The sequence below is a fragment of the Rhodococcus sp. 1R11 genome, assembly GCF_004563845.1.
Taxonomy (GTDB): domain Bacteria; phylum Actinomycetota; class Actinomycetes; order Mycobacteriales; family Mycobacteriaceae; genus Rhodococcoides.
Genome location: NZ_SPNG01000006.1, coordinates 214,694 through 233,710, shown reverse-complemented (window position 1 = coordinate 233,710; position 19,017 = coordinate 214,694). Strand labels below are relative to the sequence as shown.

At 63.4% G+C, this 19,017-nt stretch carries 22 protein-coding genes; 11 read left to right on the top strand and 11 right to left on the bottom strand.

Annotated elements, in window-relative coordinates:
* The first annotated feature begins 54 nt into the window (after positions 1 to 54).
* The 5 genes from E4P29_RS13215 (at position 55) to E4P29_RS13195 (ending at position 3,850) form a co-directional block, all read left to right on the top strand.
* Positions 55 to 1,029 carry an aldo/keto reductase gene (locus E4P29_RS13215; protein WP_135045282.1) on the top strand — a complete coding sequence of 325 codons (975 nt, stop codon included), beginning with the start codon at positions 55 to 57 and terminating at the stop codon, positions 1,027 to 1,029.
* Positions 1,016 to 1,468, top strand: coding sequence for a GNAT family N-acetyltransferase (locus E4P29_RS13210; RefSeq protein WP_167735473.1), 453 nt, complete (start codon positions 1,016 to 1,018; stop codon positions 1,466 to 1,468). The genes E4P29_RS13215 and E4P29_RS13210 overlap by 14 nt, the downstream gene beginning before the upstream one ends.
* Before the next feature lie 132 nt (positions 1,469 to 1,600).
* Positions 1,601 to 2,605 carry a hypothetical protein gene (locus tag E4P29_RS13205; RefSeq protein WP_135045278.1) on the top strand — a complete coding sequence of 335 codons (1,005 nt, stop codon included), beginning with the start codon at positions 1,601 to 1,603 and terminating at the stop codon, positions 2,603 to 2,605.
* Positions 2,606 to 2,680: 75 nt separating this feature from the next.
* Entirely contained in the window at positions 2,681 to 3,637 is a 957-nt protein-coding gene (locus E4P29_RS13200) for an ABC transporter substrate-binding protein (protein ID WP_135045276.1), read from the top strand.
* 15 nt (positions 3,638 to 3,652) lie between these two features.
* On the top strand, positions 3,653 to 3,850 hold the full coding sequence (locus E4P29_RS13195) for a PLD nuclease N-terminal domain-containing protein (RefSeq protein WP_135045274.1): 198 nt from the start codon (positions 3,653 to 3,655) through the stop codon (positions 3,848 to 3,850).
* Positions 3,851 to 3,854: 4 nt separating this feature from the next.
* On the opposite strand, the gene E4P29_RS13190 is transcribed toward E4P29_RS13195, so the two are convergent.
* Positions 3,855 to 4,211 carry a hypothetical protein gene (locus E4P29_RS13190; RefSeq protein ID WP_135045272.1) on the bottom strand — a complete coding sequence of 119 codons (357 nt, stop codon included), beginning with the start codon at positions 4,209 to 4,211 and terminating at the stop codon, positions 3,855 to 3,857.
* A 118-nt stretch (positions 4,212 to 4,329) separates the two neighbouring features.
* Entirely contained in the window at positions 4,330 to 6,246 is a 1,917-nt protein-coding gene (locus tag E4P29_RS13185) for an HNH endonuclease signature motif containing protein (protein WP_135045269.1), read from the bottom strand.
* Positions 6,247 to 6,423: 177 nt separating this feature from the next.
* Here E4P29_RS13185 and E4P29_RS13180 point away from each other — a divergent pair, with 177 nt between their 5' ends.
* Positions 6,424 to 7,008: a hypothetical protein gene (locus E4P29_RS13180; RefSeq protein WP_135045267.1), complete on the top strand. Its 585-nt coding sequence runs from the start codon at positions 6,424 to 6,426 to the stop codon at positions 7,006 to 7,008.
* A 119-nt stretch (positions 7,009 to 7,127) separates the two neighbouring features.
* Complete coding sequence (locus E4P29_RS13175) at positions 7,128 to 7,592, top strand: hypothetical protein (RefSeq protein ID WP_135045265.1); 465 nt, start codon at positions 7,128 to 7,130, stop codon at positions 7,590 to 7,592.
* A gap of 6 nt (positions 7,593 to 7,598) precedes the next feature.
* Here E4P29_RS13175 and E4P29_RS13170 read toward each other — a convergent pair whose 3' ends face one another.
* Together E4P29_RS13170 and fmdA are read right to left on the bottom strand one after the other, a co-directional pair.
* Positions 7,599 to 8,069, bottom strand: a complete 471-nt coding sequence (locus tag E4P29_RS13170) for a hypothetical protein (protein ID WP_245154299.1) — start codon at positions 8,067 to 8,069, stop codon at positions 7,599 to 7,601.
* 42 nt (positions 8,070 to 8,111) lie between these two features.
* A complete protein-coding gene (gene fmdA, locus E4P29_RS13165; protein ID WP_135045262.1) occupies positions 8,112 to 9,365 on the bottom strand; it encodes a formamidase in 1,254 nt (417 codons plus the stop codon).
* Positions 9,366 to 9,433: 68 nt separating this feature from the next.
* On the opposite strand from fmdA, the gene E4P29_RS26595 reads away from it, so the two are divergent.
* Both E4P29_RS26595 and E4P29_RS13155 read left to right on the top strand, forming a co-directional pair.
* Complete coding sequence (locus E4P29_RS26595; protein ID WP_348539766.1) at positions 9,434 to 9,793, top strand: FmdB family zinc ribbon protein; 360 nt, start codon at positions 9,434 to 9,436, stop codon at positions 9,791 to 9,793.
* Positions 9,794 to 9,835: 42 nt separating this feature from the next.
* Positions 9,836 to 11,056: an FAD-binding domain-containing protein gene (locus E4P29_RS13155; RefSeq protein WP_135045258.1), complete on the top strand. Its 1,221-nt coding sequence runs from the start codon at positions 9,836 to 9,838 to the stop codon at positions 11,054 to 11,056.
* Here E4P29_RS13155 and E4P29_RS13150 read toward each other — a convergent pair.
* From E4P29_RS13150 to E4P29_RS13140, 3 genes are read right to left on the bottom strand one after another with little or no spacing between them, the layout of a single operon-like run.
* Entirely contained in the window at positions 11,050 to 11,829 is a 780-nt protein-coding gene (locus tag E4P29_RS13150) for a DUF4097 family beta strand repeat-containing protein (RefSeq protein ID WP_135045256.1), read from the bottom strand. The genes E4P29_RS13155 and E4P29_RS13150 overlap by 7 nt on opposite strands.
* Positions 11,826 to 12,482, bottom strand: a complete 657-nt coding sequence (locus tag E4P29_RS13145) for a response regulator transcription factor (protein ID WP_135045254.1) — start codon at positions 12,480 to 12,482, stop codon at positions 11,826 to 11,828. Before E4P29_RS13145 ends, E4P29_RS13150 begins: the two co-directional genes overlap by 4 nt.
* Positions 12,473 to 13,747: a histidine kinase gene (locus E4P29_RS13140; protein WP_209205398.1), complete on the bottom strand. Its 1,275-nt coding sequence runs from the start codon at positions 13,745 to 13,747 to the stop codon at positions 12,473 to 12,475. Before E4P29_RS13140 ends, E4P29_RS13145 begins: the two co-directional genes overlap by 10 nt.
* 194 nt (positions 13,748 to 13,941) lie before the next feature.
* On the opposite strand from E4P29_RS13140, the gene E4P29_RS26330 reads away from it, so the two are divergent.
* Positions 13,942 to 14,124 carry a hypothetical protein gene (locus tag E4P29_RS26330; RefSeq protein ID WP_135045252.1) on the top strand — a complete coding sequence of 61 codons (183 nt, stop codon included), beginning with the start codon at positions 13,942 to 13,944 and terminating at the stop codon, positions 14,122 to 14,124.
* Here E4P29_RS26330 and E4P29_RS13130 read toward each other — a convergent pair.
* A complete protein-coding gene (locus tag E4P29_RS13130; RefSeq protein ID WP_167735472.1) occupies positions 14,112 to 14,600 on the bottom strand; it encodes a GyrI-like domain-containing protein in 489 nt (162 codons plus the stop codon). The genes E4P29_RS26330 and E4P29_RS13130 overlap by 13 nt on opposite strands.
* 596 nt (positions 14,601 to 15,196) lie before the next feature.
* On the opposite strand from E4P29_RS13130, the gene E4P29_RS13125 reads away from it, so the two are divergent.
* Entirely contained in the window at positions 15,197 to 15,847 is a 651-nt protein-coding gene (locus tag E4P29_RS13125; RefSeq protein WP_135045248.1) for a cutinase family protein, read from the top strand.
* A gap of 6 nt (positions 15,848 to 15,853) precedes the next feature.
* Here the strand turns inward: E4P29_RS13125 and galK are convergent, their stop codons facing one another.
* The 3 genes from galK to E4P29_RS13110 are packed head-to-tail and all read right to left on the bottom strand — an operon-like array spanning position 15,854 to position 18,971.
* Positions 15,854 to 17,020 carry a galactokinase gene (gene galK / locus E4P29_RS13120; protein ID WP_245154297.1) on the bottom strand — a complete coding sequence of 389 codons (1,167 nt, stop codon included), beginning with the start codon at positions 17,018 to 17,020 and terminating at the stop codon, positions 15,854 to 15,856.
* Positions 17,017 to 18,132: a galactose-1-phosphate uridylyltransferase gene (gene galT / locus E4P29_RS13115; protein ID WP_135045472.1), complete on the bottom strand. Its 1,116-nt coding sequence runs from the start codon at positions 18,130 to 18,132 to the stop codon at positions 17,017 to 17,019. Before galT ends, galK begins: the two co-directional genes overlap by 4 nt.
* Before the next feature lie 23 nt (positions 18,133 to 18,155).
* Entirely contained in the window at positions 18,156 to 18,971 is an 816-nt protein-coding gene (locus E4P29_RS13110) for a DeoR/GlpR family DNA-binding transcription regulator (protein WP_135045471.1), read from the bottom strand.
* Between the last annotated feature and the right edge of the window lie 46 nt (positions 18,972 to 19,017).

Here is a 19,017-nt window from a genome sequence, read left to right as displayed (position 1 = left end):
TAGCCGTACGACGAGTTCGAGCGACAACGCATTTACTTCTCTATGGTCGAGTACATGAGCGAACGCACAGTACTGACCCGCACCCTGTGGAGCGACGGCCCCGCGGTGGGTGCCATCGGCTTGGGATGCATGGGAATGACCTGGGCCTACAAGGCAGACGACCGGACTGAGTCCCCCGATCGCGTCATCGGGCATGCCTTGGACCTGGGTGTGAATTTCATCGACACGGCCGATGTGTACGGACCGTTCACCAACGAGGAAGTCGTCGGCGCAGCCATCGGTAGCCGACGTGACGAGGTGATCCTCGCGACCAAAGGCGGTCTCGTCTCCCACGTCGGCGACGCCGGAGAACCGGTCATTTCGGGCCCCAACGGCAAGCCCGAACACCTACGTTCGGCAATCGACGATTCGCTGCGCCGCCTGGGCGTCGACCACATAGATCTGTACTACCTGCACCGTCCCGATCCCGAGGTAGATGTCGAAGACAGCATCGGCGCGATGGCCGAGGCCGTACAGGCCGGAAAGGTTCGCGCACTGGGTGTCTCGGAGTTCAGCGTCGAGCAGCTCGATCGGGCCCAGCAGGTACATCCGATTTCTGCGGTGCAGTCGGAATTGTCCCTGTGGACGCGCGATCACCTCGCCACCTCGCTGCAGTGGACGCAAGACAACGGTGCGGCATTCGTGCCGTTCTCACCACTGGGCCGCGGCTTCCTGACCGGCAACTTTCGCGGAACAGCGCCCGCCGCAGATGATTTCCGAGCTCGGCTGCCACGCTTCAGTCAGGACAATCTCGATGCGAATCTCGTGATCGTCGACGCCATCGCGGCCGTCGCCGACGAGCTCGGTGCAACACCGGCGCAGGTGGCCCTGGCTTGGGTCCTGGCGCAGGGCGAGCACGTCGTGCCGATTCCCGGTACTCGACGCACCTCGCGTCTGGACGAGAACGCGGGCGCAGCCTCGCTCTCCGTGAGCCCGGACCACCTCGCTGCCCTCGACGCTCTACCGGCTCCCGCCGGTGGTCGCTATTGAGATACTTCGCGTCGACCCCGTTACAGACCGGCCCCTCGCCGAGCAGATTCTCGCAGTGCAGAAGAGTTCGTATGCGGTCGAAGCGAGACTGATCGGCGACGACCGAATCCCTTTGCTGCACGAGTCGGTGGACGATCTGTGTGCCGCACAGGTCCACTGGCTCGTCGCGCGTGATCTCGGCGAGATCCTCGGTGCCGCAGCGTGGTCCGGTTCGGAGATCGACCGTCTGGTGGTGTCTCCACACGTTCACCGCCAGGGCATCGGACGAGCGTTGGTCGAGGTGATGATCGATTCGATTGTGGGACAACGCATACAGGTGGCTACCGGCCGGGACAATGCGCCGGCGCGCAGACTCTACGAGTCGCTCGGCTTCGTGCACACCGAGAATCAGCAGGTTCTACCGGGACTGTGGCTGGCCCGCTACGAACTCGTCCGCTGATCGGTATCCGAGTTACGTGGGCGGGCGACGAACCAGATCAGCGCCCCGGTGGGATTGCTGCCGTCCTTGATTCCCCGTCCCGTCACCTCGAATACCCAGCCTATGCACCTTGCTCGGCACTAGGCTGCGGCCATGACCGCCTGGATCGAAGTTCTCACGGCCATGACCACTGACTCGAACACACCGATGCGGGGCACTATCAAGGAGATCCACGAAGCAGGAAGTCCCGAATCCTTTCGTCAAGGATTCGCCTACAGCGGCACGCCTCCCGTTCTGATCGCCCCCGAAGACAGTTGTCGGGTATGGCGATACGGGAGAAAGACCCGCGTCGAACGTCTCGACGGTAGTCCGATCTTCATCAGCGATGGTGTTCGCGCCTGGGACTTCACAGGCTCGGTCGACCGGCCCCGCGTCGGCCCACCCGGTCGCGTGATCTACCTGGGTCCCAGCCAATTCTTGTTGCAGCAACGCAGTACCGCCGAGTGGACCGGACACGAATTCGCGCAACCGATCGGCACGGTGGAGACGGTCGAGTTCGCCGGACGCGATTGTTGGACTGTGCAATTGGCTCCTCCCGAAGAGAAACCGTATCCGCTGCGCATCTGGGTCGACGTCGAATCCGGTTTCATCTTGGGTGACCGCATCGACGAGGCCGGGATCGGTTCGCAGTTCGTCGACGTGACGATCGGCGAGCCGATCGACGATGCAGTATTCGTCTGGGATGGTCCCGCATACACAACAGAGGAGTACCAAGAACGTCTCGAAGAGGAGTACCGAGAGCGGCAACGAGAGCAGGCCAGGTGGTTCACCGAGAATGTCGCGTCGGCACCGGTGATCGTGCGTGCACCTCTCGATTTCACTCCGGGAGACGTGCACATCAACAAGGTCGGCGACGGAAGTTTCGAGTCGAACAATCGCCGGACGCTCCTAGGTCGGCGGCGCCGTAGCGAGGACGGTTGGCTTCCGAAATGGGGTGTGTCTCATTTTGTCTGGTCGACGGCCGAATGGGATTGGGCGGCAGGGGCAATGGACGTCGAACTCGACGATGCCGCCATTGTCGAACTGCAGCACTCCCTGCATCCCGACGAGACCGTGGAGCGCGTCCGCAGGATCGGCCGCCCTGACAGGCGTTCGTGAGCAATGGAGGGTAGTTGCTGGGCCGCCGATCGGGGACCGTCGCAGGGGCATCGCAACGAAGGGTAGCCTATCCCAATGCCATCTCGAATTATGTCGTCCACAACGCTCGATCGCCGAGGGTTCTTCCTGGCTGCCGGGGCAATTGCACTCACTACGGCCTGCTCGCCTCGGGGCCAGGACGCGGCGGCCGCTACCTCGCAGACAGTGCGGATGACGGGCGACGGATTCGATGTCACCGTTCCCACACGCCCCACCCGGGTCATTGTGATGGAGGGACGGGGAGATCTCGAATTCGCTTTGCTTGCCGGATATCCCATCATTGCCACCGGCAACACCTTCCAGCCCGGCGCGCGTCCCGCAGGACAGTTCGAGGGACTGCTCGACGCGCAGACCCAGGTCATCGGTGGACCCGACGGTCCGACGGCAGAGGAGATCGCGGCGCTGTCACCTGATCTCATCGTGATGCGTGCCAACGGGTGGCGACTCGACTGGTACGGAAACGACCAGCTCACCAAGATTGCGCCGGTCCTTCCCGTCGAGGTGAACGAACCGGATTTCGAGCGGTACACCGTCGACCAGTTCTCGGCCATCGGTCTACTCGACACTGTGCAGCCGCGTCTGGACGAGTACCAGCGGACCATCGACGACGCGGCCGCAGTCACGAACGGTCGCAGAATCGCCCTCATCACCAGCGAGCCGGTTGCCAAGGGATACGTCATCGTGTGGACCAACTACCTCGGTAATGCGGTGGCCACGGACATGGGATTCACTGTCCTGCACAACAACCCCGAGGACGAGGAAGGAAACTATCGCCTGTCGGTCGAGAATCTGAACCAGATCGCGGATGCGGAGTTCATCTTCCACCAGACGACCGATTCAACCCAGATCGACGGAATCGCCGCGTGGCAGAACCTCCCCGCTGTCGCCGCGGGTTGCAGCGCGGTACTGGATCCACAGCTGAACAACGGATTGGTCATCACCGCAACCAGTTTCGCGAACAGGCTGATCGAGGTTGTCCGCAACACGGATTGAGCTACCTTAGGAGCCATGGTGTCTGCCGGTGTCGCGATTGCAATCGCTTTGTACGCCATGGCGCTTGCCTCGATCCTCCGTGACCCCAGTACAGGGTTGGTGGCCAAGTTGGCATGGGCATTCGTCGCGTTCATCTTGCCGATCATCGGGCCGATCCTGTGGTTCGCCGTCGGCAAGCGCTATCCCTACGGACCGAGCGGCGGCAACAGATGACAGTTCAGTATCCAGTCGCGTTGCGTAGGTCGATGTTCACCAGATGACTTACCTGTCCGCGGAGCCACGCGACGGTGTGCGGATTGGGTGCGGGCGCGTGGGCCAACAGAGTCCAGCGCAGCCGGGTTGCTCCGGTCAGATCGAACTGCAACAGGACGTCGGGGACACTCGGCCACGGCGAACTCCATATGACGCGGTCGAACTCGCTGCTCTCCACAATTCGAGGCAGAGTGGCACCGTCGAACATCACCGGCCAGGCGAACCCCTGATTCTTGGGATGCACATCTGGACGCATGAGTGCCTTCCAGACGAAGAAGACCGGCGGCGACAACACCGCAGTCCTGGTCGCGAGAACCATCATCCGGTTACCGTACGCAGTTACCGACTCGGGAGCCTTCTATTTTTCGCGCACTACCGGTCGGGCGGCCGCCATGTACCGACGGATAGGCAGAGCTGTGCCCTGACGCTTATGTAGGTCGTCACGCGGGTTGTCGTGGTTCCTCGTCGCCGGTGTCGTCGTGCTGTTCGGGTGGATACAGGACTTCCTCGGGGTGGTGTGCGTGGTTGATCAGCCCACGTCTGCGTGGGTCCATTCCGGTGGGTGGGTGCCAGAGGGTGCGGCCCGGGTAGCGGTGTCGTGCTGTGGTTTTGGTGGTGGCCCATGTGCCGGGTCCGGTGCCGACGAGTGCGTGGTGCATGTCGCAGCCGAAGGTGAGGGAGTCGATGTCGGTGTAGCCGCCGTCGACCCAGTCGTCGAGGTGATGGGACTGGCACCAGGTCGCCGGTCGGGTGCAGGAGGGGAAGCTGCAGCCGCGGTCGCGGGCGATGAGGACGATGCGTTGGTCGGCGGAGGCGATGCGTTTGGATCGGCCCAAGTACAGGGCTCTGCCGTTGTCGTCGAAGATGGTCAGGTAATGGTGGGCGTGCGAAGCCATGCGGATGGCATCGCGGATCGAGACGCGGGATCCGGTGGCGGTCATGGCGTATCCGCAGCCTGATTCGAGGTCTTTGAGGGTCATGGTGACGATGGCGGTGACGGGCAGCCCGCGGTGGGTGCCGAGGGTGCCGGAGGCGAGGGTGTGTCGGAGCGCCATTTTCAGCGCGTCGTGGCGGCGTTCATTCTGGGTGCGCAGATCCCGTACGGCGGCAGCGTCCCGCGCGGCGGCATCGGGTGGGGTGGTGTCCGGTGGCGCGTCGTCGTCGCCGTAGTCGCCGTAGTCGCCGTAGTCGCCGTAGTCGCCGTAGTCGCCGTTGCCGCCGGTAGCCGATTCGGAGTGGCCGCCGGGTTCAGCAGCGTCCTCGCAATTAGCATCGTCCTGCTTTGTGCCGCAACCACTATCGGCACTGTCGCCGCCGTTGGTCTCACCGTCGTTGGTCTCGCCGCCGTTGGTCTCGCCGCCGTTGTCCTCACAGCCCTCGCCGCAGGCGTGAGCGTCCGGACATTCGTCGTTCCCGTTGCAGTCCGTTCCATCCCATAGACCTGGATCGCTGGACCCGGCATCATTCGATCCGCCATCGCGGGCGGTGGGCTCGGGCGTCGGCGCAGTGGCACTCCCGTCGCCGTTGCTGTCGCCGTCGTGGACGACCGATGTCGGGTCCGCAGGATTGTTCACCCCCGGCTTCGCGGCTTTCGAGAACAGGGCTTCGAGGTAGGCCCGTAGTTCGGAGTCGACGCAGAACTTTCCTTCCGACATACCGTCGGACCCCTGTTCACCGAGGTAGAAGAACGCATCCCGTTTCCGCGGCCTCGGCTTTCCGTTCTTGTCTTCGTCTTCGTTCTCGTCGAAGTCGCCGTCGGGGTCGAGGATCGAATCCAGATGCGCCACCAACGGCGCGAAGTCGTCGGGCCGCCTGGTCGAGGCGAGGCCGACCAACTGCTGTTCGGCGCGATCGCGTGTCTGCGGATCCACACTCGACGACAGGTGCCGGAAGAATTCACGAATCATCTGCACATGCCTGGCATCGAGCAACCCTGCCCGCACCGCAGCAGCGGTGTGCGGCAACAAGGGAGGCAGCACTTCGCCGGACAATGCGGTGCGATCACCCAACTCCGCGGCCAGACGCACCCGCGCACCGGCCGCGTGTGGGGTGATCCGCAGCATCCATGCCACCGAGCACGGCACCGACCCGGGATACACATCGAGGCCGTGTTGTGCGATCAGTTGGTTGAGCCAGGTGTGCGAGTACGCCGTCACAGACCGCGACAGAGCTTCCATGCGTTGGATCACCGCACGCCGGTCGGCATTCGACCATGCCACCGACGCCTGCCCCGCCAACTCGGCGACCGCCGACTCCACCGCGTCGACCAGCACCGACAGTGCGGGGTCGGACACGTCAGGGGCAGGCGGCACCGTTTCGATGCCGTCCACCCCTGATCCGCCGTCCCCCGAAAGCATGAACAGAAGGTACCGCGACCCACCGACAAACGTTCGAACACACGTTCCAACTTTGTCGCCTCAGACCGCTCTGACGACTGGCACCACTTCATAGGCCAGCTCGGTAGTCCGGTCCACCTCATGGATCGGTAACGTCGCACTAGCGCAAGCCCGGTATCGACCCAGAAAGGGCGCAGCATGACCGTGCGACCATCCAGCGATCCCACTGCCGCCGACTGGCTCGTCCACGCTGATCGAGATTGGTGGGACCTCGCCACCAGAGGTCCACTGGGGTACGAGAGCTACGCGCGTCTCCGCTTCATCCCGGATCCGACGCACGCTGATCAGCGTGAGGGCGAGGCCGACGTTCCGTACGACGAACGCTCGGAGACAGACCAATTGGCGATGGTCGTTGCGACGCTGGCCAAACACACGACGACACCAGCGGACTGCTACTTTTGCGTGTGGGAGGGGTGGGGTGGTCTCGAGGTTCACCGTGCCGCGCGAATCAACCTCCCGGAACGGGGAGCATTCTTGTTCCGGGGACCTGCCCTGGACCTACTGCGCTGGGAACAGGCACTCGATCCCCCTGGTCCCAAGGGTCTGCCGATTCCTTCGTTCGTCTGGCCCGCCGACCGCGCCTGGTGCATCGCCAACGACGTCGACCCCCACTTCGCCACCGTCGGTGCCAGCTCATCAGCGATAGAGGACGTTCTCGCCGACCGTCGAGTCGACACGGTCATCGACGACCCTGCGAGCCCACAACCCTGGTACAGCCATTGAATAGCGGCGACACAGAATGGTCGAACACTGATCTGCAACAAGAGGTCTCAGAAGCAAGCTGGGTAAACGACAGCCTGACGGTCGTCGCCGAAACCACGGTTGGCTCGCTGGTCCCCACTGTGTTCGACGCCTATGCTCGCATCCTGTATACCCTCTCGGTAGCGCCTCATCCGACATCGGAGAATCCCGTTGCACCCTCGCGTGATCAGCTGGCATCCGTCCTCGAGGTACTCACTCGAAATACGACAACACCGAATGACTGCTGGTACGCAGTCTGGGAAGGCAACACCGCGCTCGACGACATTCGCGACGCGGCACCGACCGCAAACATCGCCGGCTACCAATACTTCCTGCTGAGGGGGCCGGTCGCACGCGCAACGGACACCCTCGGTGGGTTGTCACCGAATTTGTGGTGGCCTGCCGACCACTCGTGGTGCATGGCTCAGCACTTCGATTTCCCCTCTGCGTATTTCGGAGGCACTGCGGATACCGTCGCGGACCTTGTCGCGCTCACCGACATCGAGTCGAGACCAGTCCGCATCGAACAAATCGTCACCGCGAGCCACAACGAGCACAACGACTGAGATGCCTCAACTATCCGACGTAATGGTCTCGACAATCGATGCCTTCCATCGAACTCCGAATCCCGCAGGTATTGAATCCCTTTCGTGGTACTCCAGCGCACCGCTGTACGTCACACTGAACGCGCCGGGATGTCGCGTCGGGATCAATTCCCGTCGTTGCACGAGTAAACCGGCCCGATCATGGATGCGGAGAGTGCCTCGCGGCCGCGTCCGAAAGTCCAACCACAGATACCTGTCCCACACCAGACAGCCGCGCAACGTGACGTCACCGACCAGGTCGCCGTCGCCCATCATCGCGGTGAAGCCGTTCCCGAGATGCGCCACCCACTCCGTCAGACCGTCCACAGTGACACTCTCGACCCACGCCGGCATCTCGGTACACACTTGGGCCGGCAGGTCCATCCGGTCGGGTGACGCCCAGTACGTTGTGGGCGTACACACCGCGCCTACGGCAGGCTCGTCGGGCCACGGTTCCATGTCCTCGAGCATCCACAGTTGCGACATATCAAGCGAAGTCGATCAGAACTGCGCCCGAGGAGCTCCCATTCCCGGGTCGATTTGGAACGGCCCGCTTGCAGAAGGCGCTATCGGGAAATCGAAGATTGCAGTGGGGATGTACACGGTGGCACAAGAGTTGGGGATGTCCACCACGCCCGACAGGCGTCCTTCGATCGGTGCCGAACCCAGTAGCAGGTACGCCTGCTCGGGGCTGTACCCGAATTTGGTGAGGTAGTCGATGGCATGCATGCAGGCGTTCTGGTAGGACAGGTCGGAGTCCAGATACTTCTGCTCGCCGTCGACGGTCACCGAAATACCCGAGAAGGCAATCCATTCCGAGTACTGCGGCGCGGTGTTTCCGGGCATGAAAATGGCGTTTTCGCTGACCCCGTACGTTTCCATGCCGCCCTTGATCAGATCGACGTGCAGGTCCATGAAACCGCCCATTTCGATGGCACCACAGAAAGTGATCTCTCCATCACCCTGCGAGAAGTGCAAGTCGCCGAACGACAACTTCGCCCCCGGTACGAACACCGGATAGAAGACGCGGGTGCCCTTGGTGAGGTTCTTGATGTCCTGATTTCCGCCGTTCTCTCGTGGCGGTGCAGTGCGTGCGGCTTCGCCTGCGACACGCGAGAACTCGTCGCCGCTCAAGGATCCCAAAATTGCCCCGTCGAGTTCGGGTGCCAAAGCCAGTGGTGGTACACGGTTCGGATCCGTCGCAATCAGAGCACCCTCACGGGCGTTCCACTTGGCCAGCAAAGCGGCCGACGGCGCGGTTCCCATCAGGCCGGGATGAGTGATGCCGGTGTACTTCACGTGCGGGACGTGGCGAGATGTGGTGGTCTGCCCGGAAAAGTCCCAGATCGCCTTGTACGCGTCGGGGAATCGATCGGTGAGGAATCCGCCGCCGTTCTGCTTGGCGAAGATTCCCGTGTATCCCCAGCCCTGACCGGCGAGTGGGCCCGAATCTTCCTGTGGAATCGGACCTACGTCGAGAATATCGACGATCAGCAGGTCCCCGGGCTCGGCTCCCTCGATGTGGAACGGCCCGGACAACGTGTGCACGTTGTTGAGCGGCGCATTCAGAATGTCCTCGGCGGAGTCGTCGTTGTGAATGGCCCCGTCGAACCATTCGCGGCAATGCGCCCGAAAGGACGTGCCGGGTTTTACTGTGACCGCCGCCGGGATATCAGGATGCCATCGGTTGTGGCCGACGATCTCCTGTTCGGTAAAACTCTTCGTCGAGTCGAGCGGAAACAGCAGTTCGGGCACGAGGCACCTCCGGTTGCGCGGATTCTCCTGCCTCGATCATTGCACCGTCGTGGTGTATTCGGCCCGGTATGACGTGTAAATGTTGTATGACGTTGCGCCGGAACACCACTGACACGACACCTCGCGCTACCCTCGTATGCGTGCCCACCTACAGCTTTCGCTGCACACGGCGTTGCGAACCCGTCGAGCAGAGATTCTCCATGGCCGATGTCCCCTCCCAGGTGACGTGCCCGGAGTGTGGAGAGACAGCTGCACGCCAGATTTCGTCTCCCGCCCTCGGCAGGGGAAACAGCGCTGCGATGAAGGCGCACGACGCCTCGCGCGCCACCGCCGACACACCGACAGTGGTCACTTCCATCCCACAGCAGGGGCGGGCGGCTAGCCCGACGACGTCGAACCCGCTCCACCGTCGCATGCCGCGTCCCTGATTTCGGCGTTTCTCTTTCGTGCCGACGGGGAAGTCCGGGTGCATGTCCCAGCTCCCCGCTCCCCCGTCGATTGCCGACGGTTTCACCACCGAGGACGTCGTTGCCTGGGTTGCCGAGCATCTGGGCGACCTGACGCTCGAGCGGCCGGACGACATAGCTCCGGGTGCTATTCGCGGGGGCCAATCGGCGGCCGATGCCGCATTGGCGAGCTTGGACATCACCGGTTACGCCCGCGACCGCAGCACGGTTCTCCCAGTGAATCGCCGCGGCGCAAGCCGGATGTCGCCGTACATCCGGCACGGTCTGCTCACTCTCCGTGAGGTGTGGGACGCGGTAGCGGACGCCCCAGCGCGCGACCGCACGCGGTACCGAGACGAACTCATGTGGCAGGAATACGCCCGCCACCTCTATGCCCGCGTCGGTACCGATCTGGGGCGATCCCTTCGTCGTGAACAACCGCGACCGCACAACTGGACTTCCGAACCCTGGCCCGAAGAGATGAACTGCATGTCCACGGTGGTGGACGAATTGCACAGCGACGGTTGGCTCGTCAATCAAACACGCATGTGGCTGGCGTCCCAGTGGGCCGTGCGTGCCGGCGCTACGTGGCGCGACGGCGAGGACGAGATGTTCACCCACTTGCTCGACGGCTCACGTGCGGCCAATCGACTCGGGTGGCAATGGACGGTCGGTACCGGAAGCGGCAAGGTGTACGGCTTCAGTCGCTGGCAGGTGAACAAGCGCGCCCCGTCGCTGTGCCGCAACTGCACGCTGAAAGATGCTTGCCCCATCGAGAACTGGCCCGACGACGATCTCGGACCCGCGGTCGACGGCCCCGATCTCAACAAGGCACCGGTACCCGCGGGCCCCGCGCACATGGAAGGCGATGGTGCAGAACAGGTCTGGTTGACTGCCGAATCGCTCGGCACCACAGACCCCGCCATGGCTGCGAACCCCGAGCGACCTGCCGTGTTCGTGTTCGACGAACCACTCCTGCACAAGCTTCGGCTCTCCGGAAAGCGACTGGTGTTTCTCGCGGAGACTCTCGGCGAGATCGCGTCGACCCGGCCGTTGGAAGTACGTCGCGGCCGAGTATCCGATGAGCTTTCCGGACGGTCTCTGGCCGCCACCTGGGCACCCGTTCCCGGCTTCTCGCGCATCGCCGACGCCATCGCCCCGGTCGAATTGCATCCATGGCCCTGGCTGACGCGTCCCACCACATCCTCCGTCCGGTCGTTCAGTGCATGGCGGCGCAGTCACTGACGTGCCCGCACCGTGATCTGCCCTTCCTCGCTGGTGGCGGAGACCGTCTTCGGCGATCTGGGGTCGTTGATCACGTCGACGACGACGTCGCCTTTGTCGGACGCCGCGTCGACGGCATAGAAGTCGGCGGGCGGAAGCCCGATCGTCGTGTCACCGATAACGTTGCGCGCCTTCACGGAGTCCGGTGCAGTACGCGATTCGACGGTAATCTCACCGAACGTCGTGCTCACGTCCACGATGGACACAGTGGCATCGCTGATCTTCACATCGCCGAACCGTGTGTCGACCCGAATGGCTCCTGCCGATCCACGAGCGAACACCGACCCCGACGCTGTCGACACGGAGACGTCTGCACCGACATCCGACAGCACGACATCACCGCCCGCCCCGTTCACCGCGAGGGTCAGACCCGCGGGTATCTGCAATTCGACATCGGCGTCGCACGTCTTGTACCTGCCGAAGGAACATTCCACAGCCACGGTGGACCCATCCGCGCCGACGTCGACCCTGGGAGCGTCCCCTCGGTAGATCCCGTGCGCTCGAACATGCAGCGAATCATCGGGACTGGGCACGAACTTCAGGTGCGCGAACCCGGTCGTCACGGTCAGCTGCGAGCCGTCGATCGCGTGATCGACCGAGTAGTCGTAGTTCTGAGTCTTCGGAACGGAGAAGCCCAGCGCAATCGCCGCAGTGGTGCCGGCTCCGGCCGCACCGACCACGACGGCCGCGGTGGTGATCGCCAACGAGTAGCGCAACAATGGAATTCGATTCATCGAATAGCTCCCAGGTATCGTAGGACTGCCATGACTCGGCGGTGATCCGCACTGTCACCCAGCAATCCGAGTTTTGCGAAGATGTTTCCGATGTGCTTCTCCACGGCCGCTTGACCGACGACCAGAGCGGCAGCGATGCCGGCATTGGACTTACCTTCAGCCATGGCCGTCAACACATCTCGCTCTCGCGGTGTCAGCGAGTCGAGTGGATCCGATCGTGGTGCACGCGCCAGAATCTGTTGCACCACTTCGGGATCGATGACGGTTCCGCCGGCGGCGACCGTCTTCACCGCGTCGGAGAATTCATCCACATCGGCGACGCGATCCTTCAGCAGATATCCGACGCCGTCCGTGCTCTGCCGAATCAGCTCGGCCGCATACCTTTCCTCCACGTATTGTGAGAGCACCAGCACTCCGACATCGGGCCAGCGCTCACGAATGACCAACGCTGCTCGCAGACCTTCGTCGAGAAATGTCGGGGGCATCCGCACGTCGATGACGCAGACGTCGGGCACGGGTTCGGTAGCCGACATCAGCGTCAACAACTGCGCCGCGTCACCTACTTTTCCGATCACATCGGCACCCGAGTCGACCAACAGACGTGCAACACCCTCACGGAGCAATACCGAGTCGTCAGCGATGATCACTCGCACGGGATGGTCACCTCCACTCGTGTCGGACCGCCGGACGGCGATGTCACCGTCAGGGTCCCGTCGATTCCGCTGAGCCTGTCGGCCAGTCCGGACAATCCGCCGCCGGGCTCGAGATGCGCACCGCCGCAACCGTCGTCGACCACGGTGACGGCCACGGAGGACTCGCCGCGAGCGACGTCCACCTGCACGTTGCCGGCGTGGGCGTGCTTGCCGACATTGGTCAAGGCCTCGGATACCACGAAGTACACCGTCGACTCGGCGGTGGCGTTCAGACGTCGCTCGCCGGTGAGGGCCGGGTCGATGTCGATCGTGACCGGAACCGTCGACAACGCCGCGACCGACGACAGTGCTGCGTCGAGTCCGCGATCGGTCAGGATCGGGGGATGCAATCCGCGCGTCAACGTTCGGATCTCCCCGATCGCGTTCTTCGCCTCCCGATGTGCATCGTCGAGCAGACCCTTCAACACCACGTCGTCGGTAGCCGATGCGCGGGACTTCGCTTGTCCCAGCGACATTGCCACCGAGACCAGCCGCTGTTGGGCACCGTCGTGCAGGTCTCGTTCGATGCGTCGCCGCTCGGCATCGGCGGCGTCGACGACGCGAGCACGACTCACGGTCAGCTCGTTGACCCGCTTGCTCGACTCGGACTGCCCGAGAAGTGCTGCAGCGCTCCACCAATCGAGCTTGGCGATCAGGGTCGTCAGTGGCGGAACGCCGGCAACGAGGACCACGAGAGCTGCCACTCCGATCACCGCAACCAGCGGGAAGTCCACTCGTTCGGCTATCTCCAGACCGGTGCCCTCGGGATCGGTGACCAACCACGCGATCGGCGCGACCGCCAGAACAGGAAGCACCAGGAAGAGTGCAGGCAGCAAGAACAGCAGCGCAGCCGAGATCGGAATGCGAATGATCCAGTAGACGAGCGACTTCCACAGCCCGACGTCACGAACACACCACACCAACTTCCGCCAGCTGGTCGGGTAGACGATGGTGTCCGGTTTCGTGATCTCGATGCCACTGGTCAGGTCGATGCCCGCTCGCGCCGCGATGTCCAGCCAACGAAGGACCACGATCGTGAACACGAAGACGAGCACACCGCTGAGGGCGAACGGCAATGCGAACACCGCGAGTAGGAGCAGCCCTACGATCAGCCAGCCGCCCAGTCCGGCGAACGTCGTCGCCAACAGCGACGCCATTGCCAGCCACCACGGCTGCGAAATCCACGCTCTGAGCGGATTGAGGGGAATCGGTATTGCCTGGTTCATGCGGATGAGCCGAAGTGGGCAATTGCCGGGGCGTCCTCACTGCGAACCCACGAGGTGAGGTAGGGCCAGCCCTACCCTCGGCGCGTGGGTCCACGTGAGTTCGCCCAGCTCAGGCGCCGAACACGCCCTTTACTTCCCGAACTTGTCGGTAGCCGGTGATATCAAGGAAGTACACGACTACAGAAAGGGTTCTAATGTCCGCCAGTGTCGATACCTGCCACGGAACACTCGTGATCCATGCAGTCGGTAGTGCGGAATGCACGGAACCCGATTGCGTGGATCTCGAGTACGTTCGCCACTTCCTGGTGCTCGAGTGCGAGGAGCTCACTGGCGGCTGCCAGTGCACAGCACTGGTGGAGCTCGCTCAGGCGTCCTGACGCCGGATCGCCGGCTGCTGCAGCTCGGTCACCCAGTTCTCCTGCGGCGCAGGCTCGGAAACCAGGTAGTACTCGCGGCAGATGCCGGAGAGCTCGTAACCGTTGGCATCGATCCAGGCCATGAACTGCTCCCAGGTTTCCCCGATCGTCGCCATCGAGCCGCGGTGTACGGTCGTCAGCGCGAGGTCGATCCGAGGTAGCTCGGTGACGTCGTAGTCCTCGCCTGAATCGACGTCGGGGGCGATCTCGAACGCGGCATGCACCGTGATGCCGGTGCCGTCCCCGTCGTCGACGGCCTCGTACAGGGCGATCGACGACGGTCCGAACTCGACTCCGTCCCGTGCCAGAGACGCCGCAAGACGGGCGTACATCGGTCCGATCACCGGGCCGATGTTCTGTGGCCCGTAACCGGCGGCATTCTCGGTGACGACGGCGACGCGGGTGGCGGGCAGCGACTTGGTGTCCACGGTGATCATCGAATCTTCTCCCTCTAAGGCTCGGAGGCGCGCATCGTAGCGACGCAGTCTGGCGGCGCCGAGATCGAGTCGAACTCTTCGACACTGAACATGCCCCTCCATGACGTCCGTCTCACACTGCGTGAGGGTCAAGTGTCGTCGTGAACTGCGTCGTCGGTCCAGTCCCTTCGAGTAGTTCAATGGCAGCCCCATTACTCCGAAACCGAGTTCGAGGATCGAGCCACCACCTGTACCGAATTGTCGACGGGATCCGAGATCGGCAGGTAGATGCGGCCACTCGTTCCGATGGCCAGGCCGTCACCCTGACCGACAACCGCCTGTTGGTATCCAACGACTTGTCACTCGATGTCCCCCCGGAAAATTCGGACCAGGCCATTCGCCAGGTCTACGGCACCCCAGCGGTCAGCATAGCGCAACAGGCGTTGAGAAACCAGGCTCGGCGTTGCATTCCCGGCACATCGCGAGACGGCCTCACGGACCCGCCGCAATAACCGACTGGGTGCCGCTAATCAAATGTTGAACGACCCTGTGAATGCGACGCCTCAGCGGCTATGGTTCGTTTCGATACTTCTCCCCCGAACCCACAAGGACTCGCCATGAAGAGACGCCTCATCGCCTATTCCATTGCAGCACTAGCTATCTCCGCCACAGCGGTAGCGCTCCCCACTGGAGTGGCCTCGGCTGCACCGTGTTCGGATGTGGACGTCTCGTTCGCTCGGGGCACCGGGGAAATCCCCGGCCTCGGCATCACGGGCACTCCTTTTGTGAACAGCATCAAATCGCAACTCACGGATCGCTCGGTCAGTACGTACGCCGTGAACTACGCCGCCGACTTCACCCAGGCCAGCGCGGGACCCGGATCTCGCGACCTCGTGTCGCATCTCAATTCCGTTGCGGCGTCCTGCCCGTCGACAAAGTTCGTGATCGGCGGCTACTCCCAGGGCGCGACAGTGGTGACCAACTCGGTCGGTCTACCCACCCCCAGCAGCTTCACCGGTGCCGTCATCCCGGCGGCGATCGCCGATCGCGTAGAGGCCGTTGTGGTATTCGGCAACCCATTCGGACTTACCGGCAGGAAGATCGAAACTGCTAGCAGCACATACGGTTCGCGCGCAAAAAGCTTCTGCAACTTCGGCGACCCGGTGTGCCAGATCGGCGGATTCAACACCTTCGCGCACCTGACATACGGCACCAACGGCTCTACGACGCAGGGTGCCTCGTTCGCGGCCACTCAGGTACGCAGCTGAGTCGACTCACCGAAATCGGTGCGCGGAACCCGACGGTTCTGCAGTGAGGAAAGTCGGTTCCGGTAGCCCGGATTGCACTGCGCTCGTGGAGATTTCCTCCGTGACTGCATCGACCCGAGCTATCGGAACCAACGCAATGGCCGAGCCGCCGAATCCCCCACCCGTCATACGTGCTCCGTACGCCCCGGCTCGCAGCGCAGCCTCGACAGCACTGTCCAGTTCAGGGGCACTCACCTCGTAGTCGTCTCGCAGCGAGACGTGTGACTGCGTCATCAGGTCGCCGAGTTCGGTCCCGATGTCACGGGCGTCCAGCAACGCTACTGCCTGCTCGACTCGTCGTATCTCGCTGGTGACGTGACGAACTCGGGGAACGAGAGCCTGATCGGTGAGCCCCGACACCGCCCGCTCGGGCTCGAGTCCGCGCAGCGTCGACACACCCAGCTCCAGATAGGCGCTGTCGAGTGCTGCTCGGCGGGCACCGTACTGGCCGTCGACCAGACGGTGCGGTGCGTTGGTGTCGATCACCATGATCCGAGCTCCCGACGCCGCGACGTCCAGAGGGATCTGCCGAGTCGAGCCGTCGAGGCAGTCCAGAAGCAGGGCATGACCTGGTTCTGCAAGCATCGCAATGGCTTGATCCATGCCCCCTGTCGACGCGCCGGCCACATCGTTCTCGGCCCGAATGCTGGCGTCGATCAGTACCTTTCGATCGACGTTCAGCTCGAACAGATCGCTCAGGGCCAAGGCGAACGAGCACTCGAGGGCAGCCGAACTCGACAGGCCCGAGCCCACCGGTACCGAGGAGTGCACGGCAACATCGACTCCGCCTATCCCGTGCTCCTGCAGTGCCCAGGCAACCCCGGCCACGTACGCGGCCCAGCCCGACGGGCTCCCCGGACCGATGTCACCGAGTTGCCCCGTCCACGTCTGGTCCGTGTGCGTCGAGACTGCCCGCATCGTCGCATCCTCGCGCCGCCGAACAGCGACTGCTGTGGCGAAGGGCAGCGCGAACGGCAGCACCAATCCTCCTGCGTAGTCGATATGTTCGCCGATGAGGTTGACCCGACCCGGTGCCACCCAGACGCCGTCCGGCTCCCCGCCGAATGCGGTGTCGAACAGCTCCGAAGCACCGTCGGCGAGGCTCTGCTCGGACACGACGCCCAACCAGTTCACACCAATACCTCGCGCAATCTGTCTGCGATTCTCTCCGGAGTCGTGTCGTTGATCCATGCGCCCATCGCCGACTCGGATCCGGCCAGAAACTTCATCCGACCCGGTGACCGCATCATCGAGAACAGCTGCAGGTGAAGACGTCCAAGCTCTCGATCGGATCCGACGGGAGCCTGATGCCACGCCGAAATGTACGGCACCTCGTCCACGCCCTCGAAGAATGCGTCGACGCCCCGCAGCAATGCGCGGTAGACGCCGGCCAGCTCGTCGCGCTCCGCATCGTTCAGTTCGGCAAGATCTGCGACGTCGCGGCGCGGAGCAAGATGCACCTCGAGCGGCCAGCGTGACGCCGCAGGGACGTACGCCACCCAATGCTCGACATCCACGACTATTCGTCGACCCGAGCGCAATTCGGCGGCGAGTACATCGGCCAGCAGAACTCGGCCAGTGCTCTCGAAGTGCCTGCGCGACTGCCTGATCAAAGCATCGGTACGAGGAGGAAGGTAGGGGTAGGCGTAAATTTGGCCGTGCGGGTGCGTCAAGGTGACACCGATCTCCTTGCCACGATTCTCGAAGCAGAACACCTGTTTCACTCCATCGATCGCCGAGAGCTCTGTGGTCCGGTCTGCCCACACGTCGATGATCGTTCGGACCCTCGACAGTTCCAGCGAGACGAAAGACGCCTCGGGATCGCTGGCGAAACAGACGACCTCGCACCGACCGGTACCTGCCGCCAGTGGCCACAGCGGCTCAGCGTCGACCGCTGCCGGAAGAGTCTGTTGTGCAGCACTTCCCGCCAACGACGGGAAACGGTTCTCGAACACCACGACGTCGTAATCCGAGGCCGGAATCTCGGTCGGCGGCCGGCCCGGACGGCTGGGGGCCAACGGGGACAGGTCGGCGGGAGGCAAGAACGTGCGGTCCATCCGCTGGGCAGCCATGACGATCCACTCGCCGGTGAGAACGTCGAATCTCATCTGCGAGAGCGACATCGACGCCGGCAGCGGCCGTGAGTCCACGAGCTCCCGGGTGGCACCACCGGAAAGGTAGGGCTCTGTGTCGTCGTAATAGATCAATTCTCGACCGTCGGCCAGCGTGGTCGAGGTCTTGCGCATGGGATGGGTGGTGTCCTGCGTGGTCATCGACTGCTCGCTTCCTGGGTGGTCCGCCGGGGCTCGGCGGGACCGGTTGCGACGACCACGTCATCGACGATGTCGGTCAGCGCGTCGCGAATACGTTCGGGCACATCGACATCGGTGACGATCACATCCACCTCCGACAACGCCGCGGTGGTTGCGAGGGCGCGAACACCCCACTTGGTGTGATCAGCGAGGACCGCGACGCGTCGGGCCGAGGCGACGAAGGCCTGATTGGTCTGTGCCTCCAGCAGATTGGGGCAGGTGAGGCCCGCATCGATGTCCACTCCATGCGTGCCGAGAAACAGAATGTCGACGTGCAGCGTCTGCAACGCGCCGACCGCCAACGGACCGACGAGCGCGTACGACGGAGTGCGTTGGCCTCCGGTGAGCAACACGGTGTGGTCTGCTCTGCCGCCGGCATGAAGGACGTCGGCGACGGGCAAGGAGTTGGTCACCACGGTGATGTCGGGTACCCGAAGCAGTTCCCGCGCCAACGCGTGCGTCGTCGTACCTCCGGATATGCCGATGGTCGTTCCTGGCCGGATGAACTGCGCGGCGGCGCGAGCGATGGCGGCCTTGGCTTCACGACTCTGCTCGGACTTCACCGGAAAACCGGGCTCGAACGCGCTCGCGGAACTCGGCGCGGTGATTCCGCCATGAACTCGCTCGACCAGGCCCTGGGCGACCAGTTCGTTGACGTCACGTCGAATAGTCATGTCGGACACCGACAGAGCACTGCCCAGCGCGGCCACGGTGACGGCACCCTCCGACAACACCCGGTCCAGGATCTTCTGCTGACGTTGATGAGCGAGCATCACACCGCCACCAGACTCGATTCCATGCACACAACATTCACCAGAT

What these genes read in the sequence shown, in the direction of transcription:
- E4P29_RS13205 (WP_135045278.1), top strand. Translation starts at nt 1,601, where the DNA reads ATGACCGCCTGGATCGAAGTTCTCACGGCCATGACCACTGACTCGAAC.
- E4P29_RS13155 (WP_135045258.1), top strand. Translation starts at nt 9,836, where the DNA reads ATGTCCCAGCTCCCCGCTCCCCCGTCGATTGCCGACGGTTTCACCACC.
- E4P29_RS26595 (WP_348539766.1), top strand. Translation starts at nt 9,434, where the DNA reads ATGACGTGTAAATGTTGTATGACGTTGCGCCGGAACACCACTGACACG.
- E4P29_RS13130 (WP_167735472.1), bottom strand. Translation starts at nt 14,600, where the DNA reads ATGATCACCGTGGACACCAAGTCGCTGCCCGCCACCCGCGTCGCCGTC.
- E4P29_RS26330 (WP_135045252.1), top strand. Translation starts at nt 13,942, where the DNA reads ATGTCCGCCAGTGTCGATACCTGCCACGGAACACTCGTGATCCATGCA.
- E4P29_RS13125 (WP_135045248.1), top strand. Translation starts at nt 15,197, where the DNA reads ATGAAGAGACGCCTCATCGCCTATTCCATTGCAGCACTAGCTATCTCC.
- E4P29_RS13170 (WP_245154299.1), bottom strand. Translation starts at nt 8,069, where the DNA reads ATGGAACCGTGGCCCGACGAGCCTGCCGTAGGCGCGGTGTGTACGCCC.
- E4P29_RS13195 (WP_135045274.1), top strand. Translation starts at nt 3,653, where the DNA reads ATGGTGTCTGCCGGTGTCGCGATTGCAATCGCTTTGTACGCCATGGCG.
- E4P29_RS13180 (WP_135045267.1), top strand. Translation starts at nt 6,424, where the DNA reads ATGACCGTGCGACCATCCAGCGATCCCACTGCCGCCGACTGGCTCGTC.
- E4P29_RS13140 (WP_209205398.1), bottom strand. Translation starts at nt 13,747, where the DNA reads ATGAACCAGGCAATACCGATTCCCCTCAATCCGCTCAGAGCGTGGATT.
- galT (WP_135045472.1), bottom strand. Translation starts at nt 18,132, where the DNA reads ATGCGCAAGACCTCGACCACGCTGGCCGACGGTCGAGAATTGATCTAT.
- E4P29_RS13185 (WP_135045269.1), bottom strand. Translation starts at nt 6,246, where the DNA reads ATGCTTTCGGGGGACGGCGGATCAGGGGTGGACGGCATCGAAACGGTG.
- E4P29_RS13200 (WP_135045276.1), top strand. Translation starts at nt 2,681, where the DNA reads ATGCCATCTCGAATTATGTCGTCCACAACGCTCGATCGCCGAGGGTTC.
- E4P29_RS13110 (WP_135045471.1), bottom strand. Translation starts at nt 18,971, where the DNA reads ATGCTCGCTCATCAACGTCAGCAGAAGATCCTGGACCGGGTGTTGTCG.
- E4P29_RS13150 (WP_135045256.1), bottom strand. Translation starts at nt 11,829, where the DNA reads ATGAATCGAATTCCATTGTTGCGCTACTCGTTGGCGATCACCACCGCG.
- E4P29_RS13190 (WP_135045272.1), bottom strand. Translation starts at nt 4,211, where the DNA reads ATGATGGTTCTCGCGACCAGGACTGCGGTGTTGTCGCCGCCGGTCTTC.
- E4P29_RS13215 (WP_135045282.1), top strand. Translation starts at nt 55, where the DNA reads ATGAGCGAACGCACAGTACTGACCCGCACCCTGTGGAGCGACGGCCCC.